This window comes from Bacteroidales bacterium (genome assembly GCA_012517825.1).
Classification (GTDB): Bacteria; Bacteroidota; Bacteroidia; order Bacteroidales; family JAAYUG01; genus JAAYUG01.
Window position 1 is genome coordinate 1 of record JAAYUG010000002.1, and the last position, 11,624, is coordinate 11,624.

11 protein-coding genes are annotated in these 11,624 nt (G+C 49.4%); 4 read left to right on the forward strand and 7 right to left on the reverse strand.

All coding sequences use genetic code 11. From position 1 onward, the window contains the following. Positions 1 to 639: 639 nt before the first annotated feature. From thrH to GX419_00065, 6 genes are all read right to left on the reverse strand, one after another. Positions 640 to 1,260, reverse strand: coding sequence for a bifunctional phosphoserine phosphatase/homoserine phosphotransferase ThrH (gene thrH / locus GX419_00040; protein ID NLI23081.1), 621 nt, complete (start codon positions 1,258 to 1,260; stop codon positions 640 to 642). Between the two features lie 13 nt (positions 1,261 to 1,273). Next, positions 1,274 to 2,653: a threonine synthase gene (gene thrC / locus GX419_00045; GenBank protein ID NLI23082.1), complete on the reverse strand. Its 1,380-nt coding sequence runs from the start codon at positions 2,651 to 2,653 to the stop codon at positions 1,274 to 1,276. Between the two features lie 38 nt (positions 2,654 to 2,691). Beyond that, positions 2,692 to 5,121 carry a bifunctional aspartate kinase/homoserine dehydrogenase I gene (gene thrA / locus GX419_00050; GenBank protein NLI23083.1) on the reverse strand — a complete coding sequence of 810 codons (2,430 nt, stop codon included), beginning with the start codon at positions 5,119 to 5,121 and terminating at the stop codon, positions 2,692 to 2,694. Positions 5,122 to 5,352: 231 nt separating this feature from the next. Beyond that, on the reverse strand, positions 5,353 to 6,237 hold the full coding sequence (fabD, locus tag GX419_00055) for an ACP S-malonyltransferase (protein ID NLI23084.1): 885 nt from the start codon (positions 6,235 to 6,237) through the stop codon (positions 5,353 to 5,355). Positions 6,238 to 6,584: 347 nt separating this feature from the next. Next, positions 6,585 to 7,223: a GTP cyclohydrolase I FolE gene (folE, locus tag GX419_00060; GenBank protein NLI23085.1), complete on the reverse strand. Its 639-nt coding sequence runs from the start codon at positions 7,221 to 7,223 to the stop codon at positions 6,585 to 6,587. A gap of 20 nt (positions 7,224 to 7,243) precedes the next feature. Next, positions 7,244 to 7,660 (reverse strand): 6-carboxytetrahydropterin synthase, encoded by a 417-nt coding sequence (locus GX419_00065; protein ID NLI23086.1) that lies wholly within the window; start codon positions 7,658 to 7,660, stop codon positions 7,244 to 7,246. A gap of 76 nt (positions 7,661 to 7,736) precedes the next feature. Here GX419_00065 and GX419_00070 point away from each other — a divergent pair, with 76 nt between their 5' ends. Genes GX419_00070 through rfaD form a run of 3 tightly spaced genes read left to right on the forward strand, consistent with a single transcriptional unit; the run spans position 7,737 to position 10,261 of the window. Further along, positions 7,737 to 8,444, forward strand: a complete 708-nt coding sequence (locus tag GX419_00070) for a hypothetical protein (GenBank protein ID NLI23087.1) — start codon at positions 7,737 to 7,739, stop codon at positions 8,442 to 8,444. Then, a complete protein-coding gene (locus GX419_00075; GenBank protein ID NLI23088.1) occupies positions 8,441 to 9,277 on the forward strand; it encodes a 1,4-dihydroxy-6-naphthoate synthase in 837 nt (278 codons plus the stop codon). Before GX419_00070 ends, GX419_00075 begins: the two co-directional genes overlap by 4 nt. A gap of 12 nt (positions 9,278 to 9,289) precedes the next feature. Next, the gene (gene rfaD / locus GX419_00080; GenBank protein NLI23089.1) at positions 9,290 to 10,261 is read left to right on the forward strand and encodes an ADP-glyceromanno-heptose 6-epimerase; all 972 of its coding nucleotides are present in this window, start codon (positions 9,290 to 9,292) and stop codon (positions 10,259 to 10,261) included. Positions 10,262 to 10,272: 11 nt separating this feature from the next. Here rfaD and GX419_00085 read toward each other — a convergent pair whose 3' ends face one another. After that, the gene (locus tag GX419_00085; GenBank protein ID NLI23090.1) at positions 10,273 to 10,494 is read right to left on the reverse strand and encodes a DUF1858 domain-containing protein; all 222 of its coding nucleotides are present in this window, start codon (positions 10,492 to 10,494) and stop codon (positions 10,273 to 10,275) included. Positions 10,495 to 10,823: 329 nt separating this feature from the next. On the opposite strand from GX419_00085, the gene GX419_00090 reads away from it, so the two are divergent. Continuing rightward, a partial coding sequence (locus tag GX419_00090) for a hypothetical protein (GenBank protein ID NLI23091.1) occupies positions 10,824 to 11,624 on the forward strand: 801 nt, incomplete at its 3' end.

Sequence of the window (11,624 nt, forward strand, 5' to 3'; positions counted from 1 at the left end):
AAACCTCTTCCAGCCAGCAGCGGGACCTCACCCGCTTAAAAAAATCGTTCAGCAGCCGGCAAACGATTCTTTGACCGATGGCACCAGGCAGATAATCATCTTACCAGAGGCATAAAATACAAGAAGAGTGAAATGCAGGATTTGTCAAAGAACGATGTTACCGATATAAAGGTAGAAAGTATAGCGGATTTTTGCAAGCGGAAAGGAATGCTTGACGGAACCTTTCCAACTCCTTTGCGTCAGAGATTTCTTATTCAACTGGGTTAACCCCGCTGAAACGGAGTGGAAGCGGCCCTTGTGGCGGATGGCGCATCAGGAGAGCAAGCGAACTGATGCGCAGTGGGTAGGCCTTGCGCATTGGCATCCGGCTTAATCCCGCCGAAAACAAATTCCTGGATTTTCACCGCAGGAAATCGGAATATATGCAGTTTTCTTCAACACCTCCATTGTTGCAGAGGCTTTCGTTCCACCCATCATGGATGCCACCATGGACATTGGAATTCGAAACCTCCGGTTTCGTGCTGTTTGTTCAAAACATGAAAATGATCGAATGGTAAGAAGGTAATAAAAGCCCCGAAGGGGCGACATTATTGTAGGATCGGATGGTAAAAAGACAACCAGAGCCCTGAAGGGGCGATATTATTGCAGGTTCTTCGGACCGCTCAGAATCCCGCTGATAATGCGCTTCAGCTCCGAATAGGAATTAACCACCGGAAGATCAGGATAATCGGCCGTTACATTGGCCGGTGGCCGGTACAGAATCCCCGTTTCAGCCTGTTTCAGCATGGAAATGTCGTTGTACGAATCTCCTATGGCAATCACCTTATAATTAAGCGATTGCATTGCCTCTACCACCTTTCTTTTTCCGTCTTTCTGACGGAGGTTATAGTCTGTAATCATTCCTTCCCTGTTCACGGTAAGATGGTGGCAGAACAGAGTGGGCCGGCCCAGTTTTTCCATCAGCGGATCGGCAAATTCAACAAAAGTGTCGGAAACAACAATCAGCTGGGTTACCGACCGGAGCCAGTTGATGAATTCACGGGCTCCGGGAAGCGGTTCGATGGAGGAAATTACGTGCTGAATATCGTGCAGGTTGAGGTGGTACTGCTCGAGAATGCTCAGTCGCTTTTTCATCAGCGCGTCATAATCGCTTATGTCGCGTGTAGTGAGCTTCAATTCGTCAATTCCTGTCTTTTTGGATACATTCACCCACACTTCGGGAACAAAGACGCCTTCAAGGTCGGAACATACAATATACATCGCCGCTATTTTATTAGAAAAACATGTTCATCAGATACTTTTTAAAAGCACGGTAATCATTTTCAACCCGTTCGAACTGTTCTTCCTTTCCGAAAATGGTTTTCAGAGATTCGGGCAGGATGGGCAGGGTACCTGTTGCTTTTTTCACTTCGTCGGGGAATTTGCCGGGGTGAGCCGTTTCAACTACAACGATGGGGATATTTCTGCTATGGGTGCCGTTTTCACGGAGGTATTCCACAGCGCCTTTCCAGGCAACTGCCCCGTGGGGTTCCAGGACAATTCCTTTCTCTTTCCACACACCGGCCATTGTTTCCATAGTTTCTTCATCGGTAATGCTCACGCCATGAAAATCATTGCGCATCTTCTCCAGGTCGGGCTGCCGGAGGATGTTTCCTTTCTCGTCCATAATGCCTCCGTACAGAGCCACCAGGCGGGCCATATTGCTTGGATGCCCCACGTTCATGGCGCTGGATATGCACATGAGCGAAGGGGAGATAATCTGGTACACTCCGGTGCGGAGGTATTCGGGCACTTCTTTATTGGCATTGGTGGCTACAATGAAGCGGTGAACGGGCAGTCCGGTTTCGCGTGCCAGGACACCTCCCATCAGATTGCCGAAATTTCCGGATGGTACAGAGAAGATGACGGGGCTGTCGGGCCGGGAGCAAACGCGCGATCCGGCATAATAGTAATACACCGTTTGCGGCAGCAGCCGTCCGATGTTGATGGAATTGGCCGAGGAAAGAGGAATCCGGTCCAGTTCCGGATCCGTAAATGCCTGTTTTACGAGAGCCTGGCAATGGTCGAACTTGCCGTCGATTCCGGCAACATGTACATTGCCGTGCAGGGTGGTCATCTGCCGCCGCTGAACTTCGCTAACTTCTCCCAGAGGGTAAAGAACCACCACGTCAATATGTTCCAGTCCGAAAAAGGCGTTGGCCACGGCACTGCCGGTATCGCCCGAGGTGGCGGTAAGAATCACCATGTGCCTTTTTTCCTTTGCCATGAAATAATTCATCATTCGGGCCATCAGACGGGCGGCGAAGTCTTTAAACGAAGCCGTAGGGCCCTGGTCGAGGCGCAGAATAAACAGGTTGTCGCCGGCCGGTTCCACGGGGACATCAAAGGTATAGGCATCGCGGCACATGGATGTAAGATCGGCAAAGGGAATGGCGTCGCCGAGAAAAGCTGACAGCACGTGGGCGGCTATTTCATAATAGCCCATGCCGGGGAAGCGGGCCCTCAGCTTTTCCCCGATTGCCGGAAGGCGGTCGGGCATGTACAAACCTTTATCGGGAGCAAGTCCCCGAAGAAGGGCTTCTTCAAACGACACCTTAGGGGCTTTCAGGTTGGTGGAAAAATATTCTATCGCCCTGGTTCCTTTCTCTGCCATCATTTCCGCTTTCATCTCTTCATGCATATTCTAAGGTTTCAGATGCTGGCCACCCGGATAATGTCGGCAAAGACCCCGGCGGCCGTTACATCGGCGCCTGCTCCGTATCCTTTGATTACCATGGGAAATTCCCTGTACCGTTCCGTGGTGATCATGATGATGTTGTTGCTTCCGGCCAGTTCATAAGCAGGGTGTGACGAATCGACTTCCAGCAGGCCGACAGAGGCTTTTCCTTCATCCATAGTAGCAAAGAAGCGCCAGCGCTTGCCCTTTTCGGCCAGTTCCTTTCTTTGCTGTTCAAAACCGGCGTCATATTTTTTTACCGTATTCCAGAAGTCGTCGAGCGAACCTTCAAAGCAGTCGGCCGGCAGGAAGGGTTTGATTTCCACGTCTTTTTCCTCAAGGGGGTAACCGGCTTCGCGCGAAAGGATCAGGATTTTTCTTACCACATCTTTCCCGCTCAGGTCAATGCGCGGGTCGGGTTCAGAATATCCTTTTTCCTTTGCCCGCCTGATGGCTTCGCTCATGGGCACATCAGGGCCGATTTCGTTGAAGATGAAATTCAGCGTTCCCGACAAAACTGCCTGGAGTTTGAGAATCCTGTCGCCGCTCAGAATGAGGTCGTTCATGGTGTTGATAACAGGAAGCCCTGCGCCTACATTGGTTTCGAAGAAAAACCGCACATTGCGGGCCTGCGCGCGGGTTTTCAGCTCCCTGTACTGCTCATATGGCCCTGAACAAGCAATCTTGTTGGCGGCTACCACTGAAATGAAGGCGTCAAACAACTGCGGGTAAACGGAGGCCACCTCGCTGCTTCCCGTGCAATCAATAAAAACGGAGTTCCGCAGGTTCAGCCTTACCATGGATTTGCAAAATTCATGGATATCCGACCGTTCTCCCAGGTTATCGAGAATATAGTCAACCTGGCCCGGGTGCAGTCCTTTTTTGTCAATCACCATCTTGCGCGAGTTGGCAACTCCTACCAGGTTCAGTTTGAGACGGTGCGAGGCCATCAGTTTTTCCTGCTGTACAGATAGCTGGCGGAGGAGGCTTTTACCAACCACTCCTGTGCCGGCAAGGAAGAGGTTGAGTTCCTTGTAGGTTGACAGGAAGAAGCCTTCATGGATGACGTTAAGAGCCTTTTTCAGGCTGCTGTTTTTGATGACCACCGAAATGTTCAGTTCGCTGGAACCCTGGGCGGTGGCGACAACGTTAATACCATTGCGTCCCAGGGCACGGAACAGGGTGGCCGAAATGCCCGGGGTATTTTTCATCTTTTCGCCCACAATGGCAATGACAGACATGTCGCTTTCAACGGTAACCTTCAGTTCGCCGTTCTGGGTCATTTCCCTGTGAAATTCTGCCTTGATGGCTTTTTCCGCCTTGCGCGAATCGGCCGGCATCACGGCAAAGGAAATGGAATACTCTGACGAAGCCTGGGTAATGAGGATTACGTTCACTCTGGCTTCGGCCAGTGCCTTGAAAAGGCGCATTGAGGTTCCGCTCACACCCACCATGGCCGTTCCCTGCAGGGTGATCAGGTCTACGTGGTCAATGGATGAAATGCCCTTAATGGGGGAACGTGTCGGGCCGTTGGGCTCACTGCTGATCAGTGTGCCTTTGGCTTCGGGGTTGAAAGTATTTTTTACGTAAACAGGTATATTCTTCTTGTAAACAGGGCGGAGGGTAGGAGTATAGATCACTTTGGCCCCGAAATGGGAAAGTTCGATGGCTTCGGCGTAGGTAAGATGCTCAATGGCATAGGCTTTTTCAACCTTCCGCGGGTCGGCCGTCATAAAGCCATCCACGTCGGTCCATATTTCCAGGGCTTCTGCATCCAGGGCGGCGGCAATGATGGCGGCGGTGTAATCCGACCCGCCCCTTCCGAGCGTGGTGGTTTCGTTAAGCCTTGTACTGCCGATGAAGCCCGGAACGATGGCAAATTTTTTCAGCCCGTGAAACTCCGTTTTCAGCAAGGAGTTGGTGAGGTCAAAATCAACCGCGGCATTTCCGAACTGGTCGTCGGTTTTGATGGCATAGCGGATGTCGGTAAAAACAGCTCCCTGTACAATCTGGGAAATAATGAAAGCAGAGAGCAGTTCCCCGAAGCTCAGGATATGGTCAAGGGTTCTTTTGCTCAGTTCCTGAAGCAGGAAGACCCCTTCGAGGAGGGAAGCCAGTTCGCTGAACATCTGTTCCACCGCCTGAACCGTTGCTTCTGTTTTCTCGTCAGCTACCAGGTAATGGATAACGTCCAGATGGCGTTTTTTCACAAGCTGAAGTTCGCTGCGGAAATCTTCCTTTCGTCTGGCGGCCATTTCACCCAGTTGCATCAGCTCATCGGTAACTCCGCGGAATGCAGAAACAACAACAATACAGGGCTCTTTCCGGAGTTCAATGATTTTTTTAACTCCCCGGATGCGCTCGGGAGAGCCTACCGACGATCCGCCAAACTTGAGAACTTTCATTTTCCGATAAACTAAATTCTGTCCTGAACCGGGCATCGGAAGAAGTTGTGTCACCGGGCATGCAGTAAGGCATACGGGTTTTCCTTTACTGTAGTAACTTGATTTACAGAAAGAAAACCCTCTGATGAAATCAGAAAATCTCCGATAACCGGTTCAAAGCATACAAAAATATGCTTTATAACACATTTTTCAAAAGATTATGCCGTGATTTTCGTGGAAAGAAGGAGAAAATCAGCCAAGCACGGCACTTTCAACGGCAACGGAAGGTTCAATTTTTTTGATGAGGCCCTGGAGTACTTTGCCCGGTCCGGCTTCCACGAAGCGGGTTGCTCCGTCGGCCACCATGTTTTTGATGCTTTGGGTCCATTTGACGGGCGAGGTAAGCTGAGCCATAAGGTTTGCCCTGATGGTAACGGGATCGGAGGAGGGCATGGCATTGACGTTCTGGTAAACCGGGCATAGCGGTACGGAGAAATGGGTTTCGTTGATAGCCCTGGCGAGTTCTTCGCGGGCGGGTTCCATCAGGGGGGAGTGGAAGGCTCCGCCGACGGCCAGTTTGATGGCGCGTTTTGCCCCGGCGGCTGTAAGCTTCTCAATGGCTTTTTCGATTCCGTTGATGGTACCTGAAATAACAAGTTGTCCCGGACTGTTATAATTTGCCGGGACAACAATATCGTCAATGGATTTGCAGATATCTTCCACGGTTTTGTCATCCAGACCCAGGACAGCGGCCATGGTGGAAGGCTGAAGTTCGCAGGCTTTCTGCATAGCCTGTGCCCGCTTGGCAACCAGGGACAGGCCGTCTTCGAACGAAAGGGCGCCGCTGGCAACCAGAGCAGAAAACTCACCCAGGCTGTGCCCGGCTACCATGTCAGGATGAAACCGGTCGCCCATGCATTTGACCAGAATAACGGAATGCAAAAATATGGCTGGCTGGGTAACACGGGTTTGACGGAGGTCTTCTTCCGTGCCTCCAAACATGATGTCGGTGATGGCAAAACCCAGCAACAGATTTGCCTTTTCAAAAAGTTCCTTTGCCAGGGGCGAGGATTCATAAAGATCTTTCCCCATACCGGGAAATTGTGCCCCCTGTCCAGGAAATACATAAGCCGTCATAGTGGTAAATTTTGCGTCAAATGTATAAAAATATTCCGTCAATGGCATGTTATCTTACATGAACCCATACCATGCATGATGAATGGAACGAACTTACAGATTGCCGATTGGTATTCCGCAGAGGTATCAGGGATTAATCCCGGTGGATTCATTTTTTCGTCATACCTCCGGCCTGGCAAAAATTTGGGGTTGATCTGCCGTGTGTGCGACCGTTGTTACTTGGAATCCGAAACCTCTGTTTTTGCTCTTGTTTTCCTGAACCTGATTCTTTCCGGCCGCCGGAAAATTCTTTTCACCTGACTTGTAAGGCAAATTTATCCGGTAATAAGGAGGGCCGGTGCCTTCTGTCAGTGAAGATTCACCCCGATCATATGCATGAACTCGGCGCGGGTGGCCAGGTTATCAAGAAATTCACCCGAAAAGGCCGATGTTGTAGTGACGGAATTCTGCTTCTGAACACCGCGCATCACCATGCACAGGTGCTTGGCTTCAATTACTACGGCTACACCAAGCGGCTGAAGGGTTTCCTGAATGCAGTCGCGGATCTGCAGGGTAAGCCGTTCCTGAACCTGAAGCCTGCGGGCATAAGCATCCACAACCCGGGCAATTTTGCTCAATCCGGTGATATATTCATTGGGGATATAAGCAACATGCGCTCTTCCGAAAAAAGGAATCATATGGTGCTCGCACATCGAAAAAAGCTCAATGTCTTTTACAATTACCATTTCTTTGTACTCTTCCCTGAAACGCGCCGAAGCAAGCATCTTATGCGGATCGAGGTGGTAACCGTGCGTAAGGAACTGCATCGACTTGGCTACACGCAGGGGAGTTCTCCGAAGGCCTTCCCGGCAGGCATCTTCCCCTATAAGGGTAAGCACTTCGGTGTATATTTCAGACAGGCGTTTTGTTACCTCATCGTTGTAAACTTCCGTTTTAATGTACCCGGGTTCCTGGTCTTCGTCAACAAAATACTTTTTATCTTCCATAGGTAAACGATTATAGCGGTTTATTTTCCGAAATACTCAACATAATTGTTCTCGGTTTCGTGCAGGCGCACGGAATGCAGTTGTGCACCAAGCTGTTTCACCGGTTCCTCCAGTTCTTCCCAGATGGCAATAGCTATCTGCTCGGTCGAAGCCTGACGGTTTTTCATGAAGGGCACTTCCAGGTTCAGGTTTTTATGGTCTGCCGGTTCGATGATCCGCTCCCGGATAATGCGGCTAAGGTCTTTCAGGTTCACTGTATAGCCGGTTTCCGGATTGACTTCCCCCTTGATGGTAACGAACAGCTCGTAGTTATGCCCGTGCCAGTTAGGGTTGGAACACTTGCCAAAGACTTCGAAATTTTTTTCGTCCGACCACTCGGGCAAGTACAAACGGTGAGCAGCGTTGAACCGTTCACGCCGGGTAAGATATACTGTCATCTGCGTCAATAATTCATTTTGAAATGAAGCCAATATCAAAGGTATAGTTAATTTTGCGAATAAACAACGGAACAGGATGCCTGGTTCAGAACATGGACATAAAGGGATTTTAATTGCTGTACCCACTGTTCAGGAAGCCGGATCTTTTGCAGTAGCAGGGAGTATTCCGTTTTCAGGGGGGGCTGTTTCTCCCGGAAGGGTAGGGAAGAAGCAGGTGAATATATTGATTACGGGGGTTGGGATTCCCGATGCTCTCAACAACCTGGCCCTGGCAACGGAAAAGTCTTTTCTACCTCGCCTGGTGGTGCATGCAGGGATTGCCGGCAGTTACACCGGGGCTTATCCCCCCGGAAGCGTTGTTCTTATTGAGAAGGACTGTTTTGCTGATGTGGGGGTTTATCATAGCAACCGGATTCACAGTCTGTCGGAACGAAACCTGGCCGGCCGGAATGCATTTCTTTATTCAGACGGGTGGATTGAAATTCCCGGAGCCGCTGAATGGGCTGAAAAGCTCGGACTGCCCTGTGTGAAGGCACGTACGGTTGCCACGGCCTGTTCGCCATTGCTGAGGAATGACGAAAGATGTCCGGAGGCGGCCGTTGAAACAATGGAAGGGGCTTCTGTTGCTCTTTTCTGCCGCAGCCGCAATATACCTCTGATTCACATCCGTGCCGTTTCGAACTATGTAAACCAAACCGACAGCCGGTTGTGGGATTTCAGGTCTGCTTTTGCCGCTCTCCGGGAAACGGTTGCCGGAATTCTTGATTTAACAGGCGCACTATGAAAAAACTGCAGGTCCATTTTACTCCGTGCCCGAACGACACCTTTATGTTTTTTGCGCTGGTGCATGAAGTTCTTGACAGCGCCGGGCTGTCCTTTGCTGTGCATATGGCCGACATTGAAGAACTGAACCGGCAGGCTATTCAGGGAATACCTGATGTGACCAAAATCAGCATAGCGGCTTTTCCGGCCATTTCGGAAAACTATGAACTGCTTACCGCAGGAGCCGCCGTTGGTTTTGAAAACGGCCCGCTGGTTGTGAGCCGGAAAAAACTGTACCCCGATGAACTGCATGAAGCCTTGATAGCCATTCCCGGAGAAAATACCACGGCCAACCTGCTTCTGTCAATTTTGTTCCCTTCTGCCTGCAAGAAAAAAGTATTTCTTTTTTCTGAAATTGAGGAAGTTGTTCTCGACGGGGAAGCAGATGCCGGCCTGCTCATTCATGAAACCCGTTTTACTTACCAGGGGAAAGGCCTTAAACTGGTCTGCGATCTGGGAAAGGAATGGGTGACAGCGAAAGGAGTACCCGTACCTCTGGGCGGCATTGCCATAAGAAGAAGTCTGGATACAAGCGTCAGGCAAAAATTCAACCGGCTGCTGGAAGAAAGCATCAGAACAGCTATGAAATACCCGCGGGAACCTCTTGGCTACATGAAAAAACACGCACAGGAATTGCAGGAAGATGTGATTTACCGGCACGTTCACCTGTACGTGAATGCGTTTTCTGTGTCACTCGGAGAGGAAGGCAAAAAAGCCATTGAAACTTTGCTGGAAGAAGGATTCACGAAAGGGTTACTGCCCGAAGCCAAAAAACCCTTATTTTTGGACGTTTAACAACCGGAGCCGATGATTGTCATTACAGGAGCAGCAGGATTTATAGGAAGTGCCCTTGCGCATTACCTGAACGACGAGTTTTATAACGACCTTGTGCTGGTTGATGATTTCAGCCGGGCTGACAAAGGCAGAAACCTTGCGGGGTTGAAATATACTGCCCTGGTGCCGAGGGATGAATTCAGCCGGTGGCTTGATGCTAACCACAGGCTTGTTCAGTTTGTTTTTCATCTGGGGGCACGAACCGATACAGCCGAATTCAACAAAGATGTTTTTGACCGGCTGAACCTGAATTATTCGAAGATGGTATGGGCCAGTTGCGTGCAATACGGACTCCCGCTGGTATATGCTTCGTCGGCGGCAACGTACGGCATGGGGGAATATGGCTACCGCGACGATCATGCCATTGTCCCGCTTCTTAAGCCTTTGAATCCTTACGGCGAATCAAAAAACGAATTCGATAAATGGGTGCTCTCGCAAAAGGAAACGCCTTATTTCTGGGCCGGTTTTAAGTTTTTTAATGTTTACGGCCCCAACGAATATCACAAAGGCCGGATGGCTTCGGTAGTGTTCCATGCTTTCCGGCAGATAAGGGACACCGGAAAAATGAGACTCTTCCGGTCTCACAGAGAGGACATCAGGGACGGAGAACAGAAAAGAGACTTCGTTTACGTCAGAGACGTTGTCAGGGTTCTGTTCTATTTTATGCACCACCGGAAGGACTCTGGTATCTATAACCTCGGAACGGGGAATGCCCGCAGTTTCCTCGACCTTGCGCGGAATGTCTTCAGGGCCGTGGGAAAGGAAGAAGTCATCGAATTTATTGATACACCCGCTGATATCCGCGACAAATACCAGTATTTCACCGAAGCTGATATCTCCAAACTCCGGAAAGCCGGATATACGGATGCTTTTTTTTCTCTTGAGGAAGGAATTTTCGACTATATTACCCGGTTTCTGATGCCGGATAAATGTTACGGAGAGTAACTGCTTTCCGGTTAGTTTTGTGCCATCTTATTCAGTTCTTCCACAACGGCATCAATCTCTTCCTGTGTCAGCCCCTTTTCCAGGGCTGCCTCTTCAAGTGTGCCCCAGATAGGCTCACCGCATACAATACAGCGTATCCCCTTTTCGCTTAAAAACCTTACCGATGAGGGTATCCGTTGAATCAACTCCTCGATGGAAATGGTTTTGTCAATGGGTTTTTCCGTCTGGCTCATATTTTGCTGAAATGTTGTTTTTCCGATATGGAATTCCCGGTTGTGATGTGCTTGCCGACTTCAAATATAAAATAATTCCAAATTTTCATCTCCGTCGTACATCTTCAGGATACGAAAAATGAAGTTTTTGGTGCGGAGCTGATACCGGCGCATTCTCCTTTTTTGCAAAGGAACAAATGTAACAAAGTGCCCGATAAACCGTAAAAAGAAAGCAAGAAAGTCAGACGTTTCAGAGAGATTATTTCATATGCGATTAAACTTTTTCGTTTTTGATACATCCAAAGAGCAAAGAAATTTCAGCAACTATGTTTAACCAAAATTTTTCAGTTATGAAAACGAGAAATCTTTTTGCAGTTCTTTTTCTGGCCGGTGCATTCCTGGCAGGAATGACATCCTGTTCCAAAGACACCAAAGATGTAACCAGCACCGATGCCCTGTCTGTAGCACAGGATGATGCTCTGGCTGACAATCTGTTTGATGATGCCCTGGCTGAAACCGATGAAGTGAATCTGGAAGCCGATGCCAATGGTTTCAGCAATGATGCGCTGAAATCGGCCTATCTCACTGGTTCCAGAACAGTTGTGGTGGATAAGCCCGATACAGTGAATTTTCCCAAAAAAATAACGATTACTTACCAAAACTGGGTAGGACCAAACGGAAGGGAGAAGAATGGAACGATTTACATTACCGTGAACAAGCGCTGGATGCGTGCCGGATACGTTCGTACGGTAACTTTTGAAAACTTCAGTATCAACGGGTACAAAATTGAAGGTACGAAGACCATCAGTTATCTTGGATTGGTAGAAAGCAAGCCCACCATTACCGTTACACTCGAAAACGGCAAGGTTATTACTCCCGGCGGCAAGACCATTCAGCATCAGCGCCAGATAACCCGTACCTGGGAAAATGGATGGCAAACTCCGTTATGGATATGGGATGATGTGTGGTTTGTCACGGGTTCCGGAAGCGGGGTTGACAGGAACGGTTTTGCCTATACCTATACTATTAAGGAAGCGCTTCAGTTCCATGTAGGTTGTCCCTGGGCCAAGGCTGGGGTAATAGAAATTGTGATTGAAGGGAAGAAGACAATTACCATTGACTTTGGCGATGGAACCTGCGACCGGAAGTTT

Excerpts from the sequence above, each read along its gene's own strand:
- thrH (NLI23081.1), bottom strand. The coding sequence starts at position 1,260 with ATGTATATTGTATGTTCCGACCTTGAAGGCGTCTTTGTTCCCGAAGTG.
- thrC (NLI23082.1), bottom strand. The coding sequence starts at position 2,653 with ATGGCAGAGAAAGGAACCAGGGCGATAGAATATTTTTCCACCAACCTG.
- thrA (NLI23083.1), bottom strand. The coding sequence starts at position 5,121 with ATGAAAGTTCTCAAGTTTGGCGGATCGTCGGTAGGCTCTCCCGAGCGC.
- fabD (NLI23084.1), bottom strand. The coding sequence starts at position 6,237 with ATGACGGCTTATGTATTTCCTGGACAGGGGGCACAATTTCCCGGTATG.
- folE (NLI23085.1), bottom strand. The coding sequence starts at position 7,223 with ATGGAAGATAAAAAGTATTTTGTTGACGAAGACCAGGAACCCGGGTAC.
- GX419_00065 (NLI23086.1), bottom strand. The coding sequence starts at position 7,660 with ATGACAGTATATCTTACCCGGCGTGAACGGTTCAACGCTGCTCACCGT.
- GX419_00070 (NLI23087.1), top strand. The coding sequence starts at position 7,737 with ATGCCTGGTTCAGAACATGGACATAAAGGGATTTTAATTGCTGTACCC.
- GX419_00075 (NLI23088.1), top strand. The coding sequence starts at position 8,441 with ATGAAAAAACTGCAGGTCCATTTTACTCCGTGCCCGAACGACACCTTT.
- rfaD (NLI23089.1), top strand. The coding sequence starts at position 9,290 with ATGATTGTCATTACAGGAGCAGCAGGATTTATAGGAAGTGCCCTTGCG.
- GX419_00085 (NLI23090.1), bottom strand. The coding sequence starts at position 10,494 with ATGAGCCAGACGGAAAAACCCATTGACAAAACCATTTCCATCGAGGAG.